The 15,207-nt window shown below is 58.7% G+C and carries 13 protein-coding genes; 6 read left to right on the top strand and 7 right to left on the bottom strand.

Going from position 1 to position 15,207, the window contains the following annotated elements:
* Window positions 1-84: 84 nt before the first annotated feature.
* Window positions 85-972 (top strand): helix-turn-helix domain-containing protein, encoded by an 888-nt coding sequence (locus tag CFE47_RS05705; protein ID WP_286835871.1) that lies wholly within the window; start codon window positions 85-87, stop codon window positions 970-972.
* Window positions 973-1,087: 115 nt separating this feature from the next.
* Here CFE47_RS05705 and CFE47_RS05710 read toward each other — a convergent pair whose 3' ends face one another.
* From CFE47_RS05710 to CFE47_RS05720, 3 genes are read right to left on the bottom strand one after another with little or no spacing between them, the layout of a single operon-like run.
* Window positions 1,088-2,191, bottom strand: coding sequence for an acetoin dehydrogenase dihydrolipoyllysine-residue acetyltransferase subunit (locus CFE47_RS05710; protein WP_286835872.1), 1,104 nt, complete (start codon window positions 2,189-2,191; stop codon window positions 1,088-1,090).
* Window positions 2,188-3,207, bottom strand: a complete 1,020-nt coding sequence (locus CFE47_RS05715; protein ID WP_286835873.1) for an alpha-ketoacid dehydrogenase subunit beta — start codon at window positions 3,205-3,207, stop codon at window positions 2,188-2,190. The genes CFE47_RS05710 and CFE47_RS05715 overlap by 4 nt, the downstream gene beginning before the upstream one ends.
* 23 nt (window positions 3,208-3,230) lie before the next feature.
* Window positions 3,231-4,211 carry a thiamine pyrophosphate-dependent dehydrogenase E1 component subunit alpha gene (locus CFE47_RS05720; RefSeq protein ID WP_286835874.1) on the bottom strand — a complete coding sequence of 327 codons (981 nt, stop codon included), beginning with the start codon at window positions 4,209-4,211 and terminating at the stop codon, window positions 3,231-3,233.
* Between the two features lie 297 nt (window positions 4,212-4,508).
* On the opposite strand from CFE47_RS05720, the gene CFE47_RS05725 reads away from it, so the two are divergent.
* Window positions 4,509-6,371 (top strand): sigma-54-dependent Fis family transcriptional regulator, encoded by a 1,863-nt coding sequence (locus tag CFE47_RS05725; RefSeq protein ID WP_286835875.1) that lies wholly within the window; start codon window positions 4,509-4,511, stop codon window positions 6,369-6,371.
* Between the two features lie 128 nt (window positions 6,372-6,499).
* Here the strand turns inward: CFE47_RS05725 and CFE47_RS05730 are convergent, their stop codons facing one another.
* Window positions 6,500-7,279 carry an acetoin reductase gene (locus CFE47_RS05730; protein WP_286835876.1) on the bottom strand — a complete coding sequence of 260 codons (780 nt, stop codon included), beginning with the start codon at window positions 7,277-7,279 and terminating at the stop codon, window positions 6,500-6,502.
* 193 nt (window positions 7,280-7,472) lie between these two features.
* Here CFE47_RS05730 and CFE47_RS05735 point away from each other — a divergent pair, with 193 nt between their 5' ends.
* The gene (locus CFE47_RS05735) at window positions 7,473-9,620 is read left to right on the top strand and encodes a TonB-dependent siderophore receptor (protein ID WP_286835877.1); all 2,148 of its coding nucleotides are present in this window, start codon (window positions 7,473-7,475) and stop codon (window positions 9,618-9,620) included.
* Here CFE47_RS05735 and CFE47_RS05740 read toward each other — a convergent pair whose 3' ends face one another.
* Together CFE47_RS05740 and CFE47_RS05745 are read right to left on the bottom strand one after the other, a co-directional pair.
* Entirely contained in the window at window positions 9,621-10,058 is a 438-nt protein-coding gene (locus CFE47_RS05740; protein WP_105698038.1) for a carboxymuconolactone decarboxylase family protein, read from the bottom strand.
* A 98-nt stretch (window positions 10,059-10,156) separates the two neighbouring features.
* Entirely contained in the window at window positions 10,157-11,602 is a 1,446-nt protein-coding gene (locus CFE47_RS05745) for a mechanosensitive ion channel family protein (protein ID WP_286835878.1), read from the bottom strand.
* Window positions 11,603-11,937: 335 nt separating this feature from the next.
* Between CFE47_RS05745 and CFE47_RS31660 the strand changes: the two genes are divergently transcribed.
* Genes CFE47_RS31660 through solA form a run of 3 tightly spaced genes read left to right on the top strand, consistent with a single transcriptional unit; the run spans window position 11,938 to window position 14,207 of the window.
* A complete protein-coding gene (locus CFE47_RS31660) occupies window positions 11,938-12,093 on the top strand; it encodes an NAD-binding protein (RefSeq protein ID WP_353744891.1) in 156 nt (51 codons plus the stop codon).
* A gap of 60 nt (window positions 12,094-12,153) precedes the next feature.
* Complete coding sequence (locus CFE47_RS05750; protein ID WP_286835879.1) at window positions 12,154-13,053, top strand: EamA family transporter; 900 nt, start codon at window positions 12,154-12,156, stop codon at window positions 13,051-13,053.
* Entirely contained in the window at window positions 13,050-14,207 is a 1,158-nt protein-coding gene (gene solA, locus CFE47_RS05755) for an N-methyl-L-tryptophan oxidase (RefSeq protein ID WP_286835880.1), read from the top strand. Before CFE47_RS05750 ends, solA begins: the two co-directional genes overlap by 4 nt.
* Before the next feature lie 67 nt (window positions 14,208-14,274).
* Here the strand turns inward: solA and CFE47_RS05760 are convergent, their stop codons facing one another.
* A complete protein-coding gene (locus tag CFE47_RS05760) occupies window positions 14,275-15,135 on the bottom strand; it encodes a pirin family protein (RefSeq protein WP_286835881.1) in 861 nt (286 codons plus the stop codon).
* Window positions 15,136-15,207 lie beyond the last annotated feature (72 nt).

A 15,207-nucleotide genomic window follows, 5' to 3' on the forward strand; every position in this document is an offset into this window, starting at 1 on the left:
GGTCTATCTTGGGCCGGCCTTCGAACGGCATCTATCCACTTTGCACGAACCACAACGCACCAATAGAGTGCGCACGGATCACCCATGACACAGGCAACCGCTTTGCGCGTACAGGCCTTCACCACCGGTGATGTGGCCGCCCAATGCAGTGCGACACCCGGTTGGGTGCAGCAATACCAGCAGATGTCCCCGGGGCATTTTGCCGGGCAGATCCGCTACCTCGACCTGCAAGGCGTGCACGTGTACGAAGAGTGCATGAACACCCGAGTGGAGCAGCACTTCAACGCGCCACCCGGCTCGCTGGCATTTTGCTTCGATGGCAGCGACAACGCGCTGTACATGCTCAATGGCGAAAGCCGCAACACCTGGATCACCCCGGAAAACTACCGCGAAGTGGCGGTGGTGTTCGGCCCGCAGTTCGTGCAACGCCAGGGGCTGGATGTGGCGAAACTCGAAGGCCTGTTCATGGCGCCGCTGAGCTGCCAGCAGAACTCGCTGTTTACCCGTTGGCTCAGTGGCACGCTGACGCGCCTGCCTAGCGTGATCGACCCCATCAGCCTGACCCAGCAACTGCTCGACGACTGCCTGTTTATCCTCGACAACGCCTGCGTGTGCCTGGACCGCAGCTCATTGCAAAAACGCAGTGAAGAACGCCGTTTGATGGCGCGCATTGGCGAATGGGCAGCGGATGCGCCGGATGAAACCGTCAACCTGCTGGAGCTGGCGCAGATTGCCGGTGTGCCGTTGCGTCAATTGCAGCAGGGGTTCAAGACCTACACCGGGATGAGCCCGGCGCAGTGGTTGCGGTTACGCCGATTGAATGGGGCGCGGCGGGAGTTGTTGAGCGCGACTGACGCCACCGTCGCCGAAGTGGCGATGAATTGGTCGTTCTGGCATTTGGGGCGGTTTTCGAACAGTTACCGGGCACTGTTCCAGGAACTGCCCAGCGAAACCCTGAAACGTCACTGTTAGAACGCGGTTAAAAATGTGGGAGCGGGCTTGCTCGCGAATGCGGTGGGTCAGATACACATTCAGCGACTGACACACCGCTTTCGCGAGCAAGCCCGCTCCCACATTTGGATCTCCATCAGGCCTGGGATTTGAGGAAAGTCGCCATGAGTTGGTTGACCTGTTCAGCCGCCTCCAACTGCACCATATGGCCTTGACCGGGCAACACTTCTACCTGAGCCACCAGCCCCTGCGCATGCCGCACCGGGATGATTGCATCGTCACTGCCCCAGATCACCAGGCTCGGCTGGCGCCCCACCACGTGGCGCACATCCACCTTCTGCTGCCCACCGTCAAACAACGCGGTATTGAGCTGGCACAGCGCCTGATCCACGCCTTCCAAGCGCTTGAACTTGAGCATGTCCTCCAGCATTTGCCGCGTCACCAGGCCCGGGTCGCTGAACAGTTGGGTCAACTGCGGCTTGAGCGCATTGCGGTTGTTGGCCTCGGCAAAACCTTGCAGGTAATCACCATTGATATCCGCCCCCAGGCCAGCGCTAGCGATCAGGGTCAGTGAGGCCACACGTGCGGGGGCCTGGTCGGCTACTGTCAGCGACACCAGCCCGCCCATGGAATGCCCGGCCAAGTGCACGCGCTCCAGTTTCAGGTGGTCGAGCAGGTCCAATACCGCCTGGCTCAGTTCCTTGGCATCGCCGCTGTGCAACTGCTTGCCCGACTCGCCATGCCCCGGCAGGTCCAGGGCGATCACCCGGCGCTCAGCGGCCAGCGCCGGTTGGTTGAACAGCCAGTTGTTCAAGTCACCGCCAAACCCATGCACCAGCACCAAAGGCGTGCCGCCCTCGCCCAGGTCCAGATAGCGCAGCAGGCGCCCGTCGATCTCGACTTTTTGCGCACTCGGCCCGCACGCTTCAGCTTCGGCCGCACTGGAGACGAACCCGGCATTGAAGCTCTCGATTACCGCATCAATCTGCGCTTCCGTGGCCTCGCCTTCGACGACGATGCCCAGCAACGCTCCCACCGGCAGGGTTTCATCACTCAGCGCCAACACCCGGCGCAGCACCCCATTGAACGGTGCCTCCACACTGCTGGAGATCTTGTCGGTCTCCACATCCACGATTTCCTCGCCCTTCTCCACCCGGTCGCCGGGTTGCTTGAGCCAGACATCGATGCGGCCCTCGGTCATCGACAGCCCCCACTTGGGCATGGTCAGGGTATGGATCATGCGGCATTCCTCTTGTCGGCGATCTTCAGCACGGCGGCCTCGATCTTCGCGGCGTTGGGGATGTACAGGTCTTCCAATGCATCCGAGAACGGCACTGGTGTGTGCGGCGCGGTGACCATTTCAATCGGCGCGCGCAGCGAAGAAAACGCCTGCTGCGCCACCAATGCGCTGATATCGGTAGCAATGGAACAGCGCGGGTTGGACTCGTCGATCACCACCAGGCGCCCGGTTTTCTCCACGCTTTCGAGGATGCTGTCCTCGTCCAGAGGGCTGGTGGTACGCAGGTCCAGCACCTCGCAGTCGATGCCCTGGCGCGCCAGGTTGGACGCGGCTTCCAGGGCGATGTGCACCATGCGGCCGTAGGTCACCAGGGTCACGTCCTTGCCTTCGCGCACGAAGTTGGCTTCGCCGAAAGGTACGGTGTAGAGCTCTTCCGGCACCTCGCCTTGCAGGCTGTAGAGCATCTTGTGTTCGAGGAAGATCACCGGGTCGTTGTCGCGAATCGCCTGGATCAGCATGCCCTTGGCGTCATACGGCGTGGCAGGGCACACCACTTTGAGACCCGGAATATGTGTCCACATCGAGGTGAGCATCTGCGAATGCTGGGCCGCCGCGCGCAGGCCGGCGCCGTACATGGCGCGGATCACCAGCGGTGTGGTGGTCTTGCCGCCGAACATGTAGCGGAACTTGGCCGCCTGGTTGAGCAGTTGGTCGAGGCAGCAGCCGATAAAGTCGACGAACATCAATTCGCACACAGGGCGCATGCCTCGGGTAGCTGCGCCAACGGCCATGCCCACGTAGCCGACTTCGGACAACGGCGCGTCCAGCACGCGGTCGGGAAATTGCGGGTACAGGCCCTTGGTGACGCCAAGCACGCCGCCCCAGGCGTCCTGTTCGCCGGGGGAACCGGTGCCGCCGGAAACGTCCTGGCCGATGATGAACACGCTCTGGTCACGGCGCATTTCCTGGGCCAGCGCTTCGTTGATTGCCTGCTGGTAGCTGATTTTGCGAGCCATGGGATTCTCTCCGGATATTGTTGTTATGAGTGGTAGGCGACGTAGACGTCACTGAGCAGGTCGGCGGCCTGAGGTTTGGGATCGGACTTGGCCCGGCGCACGGCGTCTTCGATCAACTGCGCGACTTCGCTGTCGATGCGTTCGAACTGCGCCGCCTCCAGCCAGCCTTCGGCGTTGCAACGCTTGCGAAACAGCGCCAGGCAATCGGCGCTTTCGCGCAGGTTTTTCACTTCATCGGGGCCGCGATAGGTTTGTGCGTCGCCTTCGAAGTGGCCGTAGAAGCGGCTCAACTTCACTTCAACCAGGGTCGGCCCCTCGCCCTTGCGCGCCCTCGAAACGGCAACCCCAAGCGCCTCGTGCACGGCAAAGAAATCATTGCCATCGACAATCACCCCCGGCATGCCAAAGCCCACCGCGCGCTCGGCGATGTCCTTGCACGCCACTGACCAACCGGAGCCGGTGGCCTCGGCATAACCGTTGTTTTCCGCGACGAATAGGCACGGCAGTTTCATGATGGCGGCCAGGTTCATGGCTTCGAACACCGCGCCTTCGTTGGAGCCGCCGTCACCAAAAAACGCCACGGCCACGCCCTGGCTGCCCTTGAGCTTGGCCGCCAGTGCTGCACCCGCCGCCAGCGGCGCGCCGGCACCGACGATGCCGTTGGCGCCGAGCATGCCCTTCTCCTGGTCGGCGATGTGCATGGAGCCGCCCTTGCCGCCGCACACGCCGGTTTTCTTGCCGTAGATCTCGGCCATCATGCCGAACACATCCACGCCCTTGGCGATGCAATGGCCGTGGCCACGGTGGTTGGAGGCGATGCAATCTTCATCGTTGAGGTGGGCCATGACCCCGGCGGCGCTGGCCTCCTGACCCGCGTAGAGGTGCACGAAGCCGGGGATTTCACCGGTGGCAAATTCCACATGCAGGCGTTCTTCGAAATCACGGATGGTGCGCATCACGGTGTAGGCATGGAGCAATTGATCGGTGGACAGGTGAGTGGACATCTTGTTGTTCTCCAGGTTGTCTCGACACACAAAAGGCTGAGGGTGTTCAGCTAAAACCCCTTCAGCACAGCCTGTGCCAAGGTGTTTAAAAACCTGGCAAAACCTTGACCCAGAGCGGTTGCCGCACCAGAGCGGCCATCGCAGAATGAGACCGGGCATTGCAACACGCAGGCCGCGTCTCAAGCCAAATGAGACGCTGCGTCTCAGGCTGGCAGTTGGTCAGGCTGCACTTGTCCCTCCCGACGCATGCGCGCTTAATGGCGGGCATAACAACAAAGATCGAGAACCGGAGGCCTTATGCTCGCCGCGAACTCCAGAGAGCACGTCGACTGCGTCAGTCGCGTGGTCCGCAATGCCGACCGCCTGCCCCAGGCGCCGGTGCCGTCGCTGATTTTCGATTCCTGGCGGCGCTCCATGGAGCAACACCACCTGGACCCTGGCTCGCTGCAAGGGCCGCGCATCCTCACCGAACCCTTGCTCAAGGAATGCCGCGACCGCGCCGAACTGTTCATGCGCATCGCCGGTGAAGCGGTCGGGCAACTGCATCATCGCGTGCGCCAAGCCGACTACTGCGTGATGCTCACCGACGCCCAGGGCCAGACCATCGACCACCGCGTGGACGCCGCGATTCGCAACGACTGCCGCAAAGCCGGCCTGTACCTCGGCACCTGCTGGTCAGAAGCCGAAGAAGGTACCTGCGGCGTGGCCACCGTACTCACCAGTAAGGCCGCCGTGACCGTGCACAAGCGCGATCACTTTCGTGCCGCGTTCATTGGCCTGACCTGCTCCGCCGCACCAATCTTCGACCCGCAGGGCAATCTGCTGGGGGTGATGGACGCCTCGGCGCTCAAGTCCCCAGATGACCGACGCAGCCAACACCTGGTGCGCCAAATGGTGGCGCAAAGTGCCGAGGCCATCGAAAACGCCTTCTTCATGCACAGCGCCCGCCAGCATTGGGTACTGCAAGCCCACAGCACCCCTGGCTTTGTCGACAGCCAACCGGACCTGTTGCTGGCCTGGGACCAGGACGGTCGCTTGCAGGCCTTGAACAGCAAGGCGCGCCAGGCTTTACGCCTGCGTTTTGGCCAAGTGCCGGAGCACATCGGCGAGGTATTCGACCTGGATGCCTTGCGCGCCGTCACCGATCAATCCGCCCAGCACCTGCATTGGCTGGGGGAACCGGGCGCCTTGCACGTGCGGGTCAACGCGCCACGTCGCAAACCGACGCGGGCAGCGGTGATGCCTTTGGTGGATGCGCGCGTGGAAGAACACCTGCGCCTGGCCGTGCGGGTCAAGGACCGTAACCTGCCGGTGCTGGTGCAAGGCGAAACCGGCGCCGGCAAGGAAGTCTTCGCCCGCCAGTTGCATGAACGCAGCGCCCGCCGTGGGGGGCCGTTTGTGGCGGTGAATTGCGCGGCCATCCCCGAGAACCTCATCGAAAGCGAGTTGTTCGGCTACGTGGCCGGGGCCTTTACCGGTGCGTCCAGCAAAGGCATGCCGGGGCTGTTGCTGCAAGCGGATGGCGGCACCCTGTTCCTCGATGAAATCGGCGACATGCCGTTGGCCTTGCAGACCCGCCTGCTGCGGGTGATGGCCGAAGGTGAAGTTGCACCGCTGGGATCAGCGAAAACCCGCACAGTGGATATCCAGGTGATCGGCGCCAGCCACCGCGACTTGGCGGTATTGGTGAACGAAGGCCGCTTTCGTGAAGACCTTTACTTTCGCCTCGGTTGCGCACGCTTCTGTCTGCCGCCGTTGCGCGAACGCACGGACAAGCTGGCGTTGATCAACCGTCTGCTGGAACAGGAAGCGCGCAATAGCGGGGTGTCGGTGGGCATCGGCCAGGCGGCGCTGGGGTTGCTGTTGGGCTACGCCTGGCCGGGGAATGTGCGGCAACTACGGCATGTGCTGGCGTATGCCTGCGCGGTGTGCGAAGGCGACACGCTACAGGTGGCGGATTTGCCGGTGGAGGTGCGCGGGGATCAGATGGAAGCGTTGGTTGAACAGAGCGTGAGCCAGGAGCGCCAAGTGGTGTTGGATGCGTTGATTCGCCATCGCTGGAAGCCATTGCCGACGGCGCAGGCGTTGGGGATTTCCAGGGCAACTCTGTATCGCCGGGTCAACCAACTGGGGATCGACATGCCCAACAAAGCCTCCTGACACAATGGGATCAAAATGTGGGAGCTGGCTTGCCTGCGATAGCGGTGGGTCAGCGCTCTGATTTGGCACTGATACACCGCTATCGCAGGCAAGCCAGCTCCCACAGTAGACCGAGCACAACTGGAGGTTTAGCGGTAGACCAGACCGCCATCAATCAGCGGCGCCTGCCCGGTCATGTAGTCCGCATCCGGTCCGGCGAGAAACGACACCAACCCCGCCACATCCTCCGGCGTTTCCGCCCGGCCCAATGCAATACCATCCACATACTTCTTGTACGTCGCCCCCACTTCAGCGCCAGTAATTTCAGCCATGCGCTTATCGATCTCCACCCACATATCGGTGCCCACCACACCCGGGCAATAAGCGTTCACGGTGATCCCGCTGCTGGCCAATTCCTTGGCCGCTGCCTGGGTCAACGCACGCACGGCAAACTTGGTGGCCGAGTACACGCCCAGCAACGCGAAGCCCTCATGGCCGGCGATGGAACAGGCATTGATGATCTTGCCCTTTTGCTTGAGCGCCTTGAATTTCTTGCCAGCCGCCTGGATGCCCCACAACACGCCCTGCACGTTGATGCCCAAGGTGCGCTCGACCTGTTCCGGGCTCACGTCCAGCAGTGAGTCGATCTGCGCGACCCCGGCGTTGTTGACGATGATGTCAAAGCCGCCAAGGGTCTGGTGAGCGTGCTCTACCGCCGCAACTACTTGCTCACGCTTGGACACGTCGGCGATGAACACCGAGGCTTTACGACCCAGGGCCACCACTTCGGCAGCCACCGCTTCGAGCTTGGCGCCATTGATATCCACCAGGGCGATATCGGCACCGTCTCGTGCCAGCCGCAACGCAATGGCCCGGCCGATGCCTTGCCCGGCGCCGGTGACCAGCGCGACTTTTCCAGCAATAGCCATGACACTCTCCTGCAATGATGAGGGAAGCCTTGTCTATCGCAGGTGCATGCCAGGGCTGTCGAGGGCCGGATGAATCGGCATGGGGGCTGAGACGGGTTGTCTCAAGCCGCGAACCATTCTCGAAAACTTGTAAAAGTGCGCACTTATGCCTAGCTTATGCGCCCCCCGCCCTGCGCTTTAAGGCCCTGCCCCCATGGTTTTGCGTTTTCGTCCCATCGTCACTTCACGTTTCGCCCTCGGCTTGCTGCTCAGTGGCGGTATCGGCGGCAGCTTCGCGGCTGAGCTGGAACTGCCGGCGGTGAAGGTCCTGGGCCAGGATGAGTCCGGCCTGCGCAGCGAAACCGCTTCGGTGGCGGGCTTCGACGAAGCCCCCCTGCTCGATACCCCAGCCTCGATCACCGTGATCAACGCGGCACTGATCAAGGACCAGCAAGCGCGCCTGCTCAGTGAAGTGCTGCGCAACGATGCCTCGGTGGGCGACAGCTATGCGCCCATCGGCTACTACGAAAACTTTGTAGTGCGCGGGTTCTCGCTGAATGCGGCCAGCAGCTACAAGATCAACGGGCGCACCATCACCGGCGAACAGAACGTGGCGCTGGAAAACAAACAGCAAGTGGAAGTGCTCAAGGGCCTGGCCGGTTTGCAGAGCGGGATCTCCGAGCCGAGCGGCGTGATCAACTACGTGACCAAGCGCCCGGAAGATGTGCGTTCGGTGACCGTTTCTACCGATGACCGGGGCAGCGGCTACGTCGCCACCGACGTCGGCGGCTGGTTTGGCAGCGAGCAGCAATTCGGCCTGCGCGCCAACGTCGCCCATGAAGACCTGAATTCCTACGTGGAACATGCCAACGGCCAGCGTGATTTCGTGTCCCTGGCGTTCGACTGGAACATCAGCCCCGACGCGGTGCTGCAACTGGATGCCGAATACCAGAACAAGCAGCAACGCTCGGTGCCCGGTTACCAATTGTTGGGCGGTACCGAAGTGCCCCATGAAGCCTCGCCGAAAAAACTGCTGGGGCACCAGAGTGGGTCCAAGCAGGTGAGGATTGATTCGTTGAACCTCAACGGCAAGTTTGAATACCGTTTCAGTGATCAGTGGAAAGGCAGTGTCAGCGCGGCGCGCAGCAAAGTGGTGATTGACGATTACAGTTCGTTTGCCTGGGGTGGCGATACCAACGGCGTCGGCAACTACTTCACCCCAGAAGGCAATTACGACATCTACGACTACCGCAGCCCCGACGACACCCGCCGTGACGACGAAGTACAGGCAGCCATGACCGGGCTGTTCGACACCGCTGGCCTGGGGCATGAACTGACCCTCGGCACCAGCGCGTTCCGCCGCGTGATCGACAAACGCAAATCGGTCAACGAGTGGATCGGCAGTGGCAACATCAACGCTGACGCACCGACGTTTACGCCCACCGATGTACCGGTGAACGACAGCCATCGCAACCTGGACAGCCGCCAATATGGCCTGTTTGTCACCGATCGCATTCGCTTCAACGAGCAATGGCAGACCATCCTGGGCGGACGCGAAGTGCGCCTGGATGAAAAAGCCTTCGACGGCGCCACTGGCAACCAGACACGCCACACCCAGCAATACGTGTTCCTGCCTCAGGCTTCGTTGATCTACAAGCCGGTAGAAAACATCTCGCTGTACACCAGCTACAGCAAAGGCCTGTCCCTGGGCGGTACCGCGCCGTGGTTCGCGAAGAACTCGGACGACACGCTGGCCCCCACTACCTCCCGCCAGATCGAAGCCGGGGTGAAATACGACTGGCGCCGTATTAGCTTCGCCGCCGCCGTGTTCCAGACACGTCAGGCGTACCAGTACGCCAAGCCCGACGGCGCGGGTGAGTTCACCTACGTGCAACAGGGTCAGCAAAAAAATACGGGCCTGGAATTGTCGGCCAATGGCTGGGCCACCGAGCGCTTGCAGATCGCAACCAGCGTGGCAGCGATTCGTGCCCGGGTCACCGGCAGCGGCACCCCGGAATACGAAGGCCACCAAGCGATCAACGTGCCCAAACTGCGCGCCAGTGTATATGCCGATTATGCGTTGCCGTGGGTCAACGGCCTGGCGGTGTTGGGCGGTGTGCAATACAGCGCCAAAAAGTACGCCAACCGTACTGGCAATGTCGAAGTGGGGGATTACGCGGTGGTGAATGTGGGCAGCCGCTACACCACAAAGGTAGACGGTTATGAAACGGTGTTCCGCCTCAGCGTCGACAACCTGTTCGACAAGCGCTACTGGCGCGACGTGGGCGAATACATGGGCGATGACTATCTGTTCCAGGGCGCGCCGTTGACGGCGCGCCTGAGTGCTTCGGTCAACTTCTGATTACTTAGGCATCTTGCGGAAACCCACCGCCAAACGGTTCCAGCTGTTGATGGTGGCAATCGCCACGCTCAGGTCGATCTGTTCCTGGGCGCTGAATTGCTCGGCCAGTGCATTGAAGTCTTCGTCCGGGGCGTGGGTGTGGCTGATCAGGGTCAGGCTTTCGGCCCAGGCCAAAGCGGCACGTTCACGCGGGGTGAAGAACGGCGTTTCACGCCAGGCCGACACGGTGTACAGGCGACGCTCGGTTTCGCCACCCTTGCGGGCATCGGCGGTGTGCATGTCGAGGCAGAACGCGCAGCCGTTGATCTGCGACACACGCAGGCGCACCAGTTCCAGCAGCGGCAGTTCGATGGACAGTTTGCCGACTGCGGCTTCCAGGGCCAGCATGGCTTTCATGGCATCTGGGGAGGCGGTGTAGAAATCGGTACGGGTTTGCATGGTGAAACTCCAGAACGGTGGGGATTGGTGACTAGATTAGTCACCGCACCGCTCGGGAGAAATATCCAATTGTGCCTAAGAACAGGTGACCAATCCGCCTACAGGCCGCGCTTGCGCAACCACTGCAGGAAGCCCTTTTTCACCGGCACCACCGGGGCTTCCTGGGTCAGGGTCTGGGCCGCATGCAGGCGAAAATCCAATAACGCCTTCATCGCCTCGCCAATGTCATGCCGCGCGTCCAGGCAGGGCTTGAGGTATTCCTTTTCGATGCGATAGAGGGTGCAAAAGGTCTTGGCGGTGAAATCCGCCAGCGCCGCCTGGTCGGACAGGATCCCAGCCTCGCCGATGACCTCCCCCGGCCCCATGCGCCCGGCTTCGAACTTATGGCCGTCCTTGATCAACATCACCGAGACCACACCGGTCTCGACGATAAACAAATGATCGCTGACCTCAGCCGCCGGCAAAATCATCTCGCCGGTGCGGTAGGTGTGCAGGGTCATGTTGTGGCTGAAGGTGTCTTTTTCTTCCTGGCGCAGGGTGGAGAAAATCGACGATCGCTCCAGCAACGCCCGCGCTGCCGACATGGTCGGCGGTGCGCTGCTTTCAGTGGCAGACAGCAGGCTTACCCCGGCGGCCTGCAAGTGCCGGAAGGCCAAATCGTAAAGCTGGTTGCGTACTTCACGCTTGAGGGTCATGGCCGGCACAAAGCCGCTGATTTCGTACTCCACGCCGCCACTGCCACTAGTTTTGAAGGCCACGCTGGGCGCCGGTTTCGCCAGTAACGGCCGGCACCCCTGCATGGCCCGCTCCAACGCCTCGATCACGGTTTGCGGCCGCGCATGCGGGCTGACTTGCAGGCTGACTGCCAAGCCGAACATATCCGCCGGGCGCGAGAAGTTGATGATCTTGGCCTTGGCCGCCAAGGAGTTGGGAATCACCGCCATGCTGCCTTGGGAAGTCTGCAGGCGCGTGGCACGCCAGTCGATATCCGTCACCCGGCCCTCGGTGCCGTCGATGGAAATCCAGTCATCCAGCTGATAAGGCTTGGTGGTGTTGAGCACGATCCCGGAAAACACATCGCTCAACGTGCTTTGCAAGGCCAGGCCGACGATGATCGCCACCGCGCCGGAGGTGGCGAGCACGCCCTTCACTGGCAGGTCGAGCACGTAGGCCAGTGCGGCGATGATCGCGATCAGGAAAATCACCGCGCCCATCAAGTCCTGCAACAACCGCCCGGTGTGCCCGACGCGCTGCATCATCAGCGTGCCAAGCAACACCGTCAGCGTACGCGCCGCGAACAACCACCAGCCGATCTGCAAGGCCGTGGCCGCCAAGTGCAGCGCGGTGTTGTCGGCGTAAGGCGCGACGAGCATGGGGTTCATGCCATCGTTGAACAGCACGGCGCTGAACACGGCAAAGATAACCAAGCGTGCGGCGAGCTTCCAATTGGCAAGGTTGACGGAGATCAGGCGCCAAACGGCGATGTCGATGAAGATCAGCGCCAACGCGCAGAGCATCGGGTGATCGGAGATAAATGACGGCATCCAGGCGACTCCAGGGCGAATGTCGTGAAGATCGCATGAAATGCGGATGGCGGGTATACCACCAAGAAAATTAGGGGCGGAACAGCTCTGGCAAACTCGTGCTGGAGCTAAGTCACCGAGCATTTAAGGCAATGAAGGCTTTACCTAATGCATAATTTTTCTGCACATAAGCCGCACCAAACATAAAAACTAACGCTCAGAATATTCCGCCCCCAGAAATGGACTACATGAATTTAGGAAGTTCAAAGCTTGATATATGCCGAACACAGTACAAAACTGAAATCTCCAAGTACGCAAAAATAATAAAATTTTAATAAACCGTTGGAGGCGCGATTATGACACATCCAATAAAAATATTAATTATCGGCGCCGGGCATATGGGAGGTGCAATCGCCGTCGGTTTGAAACGTTCAACCCAAGACATATCGACGACTATCATTGATACGGACCCTGCCCGCAGGGCCGAAATGGAAGAATTCGGTAGACAGTAACGGAACTATTTATTGGTCATATGAAATAATTGAATTCTTTCACCGCCCTACGGCCTCACCATGAGCCTACTGACCAGCAATTTCAAGCCTCATACCTTTCCCATTATTCTATCTGCGCTAGCGCACTTTTTTTTGGGTACATCGGCGCTTTACTGGAGAGAACTTAGCGAAATACCACCTACAACCTTAGTTGCCTACAGAATAATATTATCGACAATCATGATCAGTGTTTTTATTTTAATTTTTCGACACTTTGCCCACAAAATAATATTCAACCCAAAAACATTGATCCTGCACTGCACCGCTTCGGTCTTCATCGCCATAAACTGGGGCGCATTTATTTGGTCATCCATTAACGGAGCCATTCTTGAGAGCGGACTTGGATATCTTTTAGCGCCTTTTATCTCAATCGCACTAGGCGCTGCAATCTACCATGAAAAAATTAGAACAAGAGAGCTTTTGTCAACTGGCATTGCACTCGGCTCTATCATCCTCCTTATCACTCTCACTGAAAAATTAAATCATTGGGTTTATTTATTAATCGCCAGCACATGGGGGATTTATACCTATATAAAAAAAGCCAGCAACCTGGATGCCATAAGTGGTTTATTCATAGAAACCCTATTCTTAACAGCCTGCCTAGCCCTAGCCATCTGGCTTTGCGGTTTTACAATCACACCTCCCAACGAACTCATGTCACACCCGACTCGCTTAATATGGCTAGCCGGTGTGGTATCCACAACCCCTTTAATACTATTCTCTTACGCCACCGGAAAAATACCGCTATCCCTGACAGGCTTCTTGCAGTTCATACTGCCACTTACGCTTATAGCCGTTTCACTCATCACCTTTAGACCAACACCCTCTAGCGCAATAATAGTAATATTAACCACATTAACAATTGCGATGACTGTATCTATCACATACGCCTCAGCCTTCAAAAAGAGAAACCAAAAATGAAGAATGTACATGATGTGATAGTCATAGGACTTGGCGTAATGGGGGCATCGACATTATGGAGAGCTGCTCAAAAATGCACTAAGGTATTAGGTATTGACGCCGCAGGCCCCACTCATTGCTATGGGTCTTCTCACGGGGAGTCTAGGATTTTTCGCCGCGCTTATTGGGAAGGTGAGCAATATCTTCCACTCCTAAATCATGCCGACTTTTTATGGCACGAGCTGGCGCAGTCAACCGATAAGAAAATTCTATTTCATACCGGGGGTATTTTCATCGGGCCAAAATCGAGCAGTATAGTAGACGGCAGCATTAAAACTGCAAACAGAGGCGGTATTGATCATGAAGTCCTTACCTCGTCAAATATCAGAGGTTTTCTTCCTGCATTCAATGTGCACGATGGGATGCACGCTGTATATGAGCCCGGGGCGTATGCGATCTCAGCTCGCGATTCCAGATTGGAGATGATGAATGAGGCAGTTCGACATGGAGCTAGAATTGAGTTTGGTGACAACGTTGTATGTCTTGAAAACCATGAAGCAGGTGTACGTGCAACAACCAAACGCGGGTGTACCCACTACGCAAAATCTGTCATTGTAACAACTGGCCCATGGATGACTAACAACCTTATGAAGGAGCTGACAGAACACCTCGAACCACGACAGGTACCCATTTACTGGTTTAGTCCAAAAGCGAAATCGGAACGGTATTTTTTGAAAGAAAACTTTCCGGTCTTTCTTTACGAGTTCGAAAATGGCGATATTCTTTACGGTGTTCCGTCAATATCAAGTAGTGAACCTGGCGTAAAAATCGGTTTTCATAATAGACAGCAAACTCCAGCAAACGCCGACTGGAAAAACACTCCGATCCAGCAAAAACACATAACTGAAATATCGGAAGCCATCACCTCCATCTTCCCTAAACTTGAGAGCTTACCCACACACGTAAAAAGCTGCTTTTATACGATGAGTACGGATGAATCTTTTTTGATCGGGAAATCTAAAACACTTAAGAAAGCTTATTTTGCTTCTGCTTGCTCAGGGCATGGATACAAATTTGCACCGGCTATCGGAGATGCTTTAGCCAATATGGCTGTTGGCCAGAAACCCTGTTTTTCTCTATCGGCGTTTTCAGTTGACCGTTTTAACAGCACTTAAGGGTGGGTGAAAGCCTGACCCTCTGCCGCAGGCTCTCCCCCTGAAGTTATGCCACAGGTTAATAGCTCTACACCTGCCCAAACCTACCCGAGTGAAAATCCTCAAACGCCTGATGAATCTCCTGCTCGGTGTTCATCACAAACGGCCCGTGCCCCACGATGGGTTCATCAATCGGCTCACCGCTGAGCAACAACACCTTGGCATCGTCATTGGCTTCCAGGCTGAGCTGACTGCCATCGCGCTCGAACAACACCAACTGGCCCTGGCGCGCCACTTCTTCGCCGTTGACCAATACCGTGCCGCGCAGGATCACCAGGGCAGTATTGCGCCCTGCGTGCAGGTCCAGGGTCACTGGCTTGCCGGCGTTGAGGCGCAAGTCCCACACGTCTATCGGGGTAAAGGTGCGCGCCGGGCCTTGCACGCCGTCGAACTCGCCGGCGATCAGGCGTAGGTGCCCGGCGGCGTCGGCCAGCGGCAGCACGGGGATGTCACCGTCGACAATCGTCTGGTAACCGGCGTCGGCCATTTTGTCCTTGGCCGGCAGGTTGACCCACAGTTGCACCATCTCCAGCGCGCCGCCTTTGCGGGCGAAGGCTTCGGAGTGGAACTCTTCGTGGATGATGCCTCGGGCAGCGGTCATCCATTGCACGTCGCCAGGACCGATGGTGCCACCGGCGCCGGTGGAGTCGCGGTGTTCGACTTCGCCGTCGTAGACGATGGTCACGGTTTCAAAGCCGCGATGGGGGTGTTGGCCTACACCGCGACGCTCAGTGGTCGGGGTGAAGTCCGCCGGGCCTGCGTGGTCCAGCAACAAGAATGGGCTGATGTGCTTGCCCAAATTGTCGTAGGAAAACAGCGTGCGCACCGGGAAACCGTCGCCGACCCAATGGCCGCGAGGGCTGGTGTAGATGCCGATCAATTTTTTCATGGTGTACCTCCAAAGTGGGTACACCTTAAATCCGTTGCTGCATTAGCACTAGCGGGCAAAAGCAGCCTGGAT

The organism is Pseudomonas sp. PGPPP1, from assembly GCF_002255865.1.
Lineage (GTDB): Bacteria > Pseudomonadota > Gammaproteobacteria > Pseudomonadales > Pseudomonadaceae > Aquipseudomonas > Aquipseudomonas cremoris.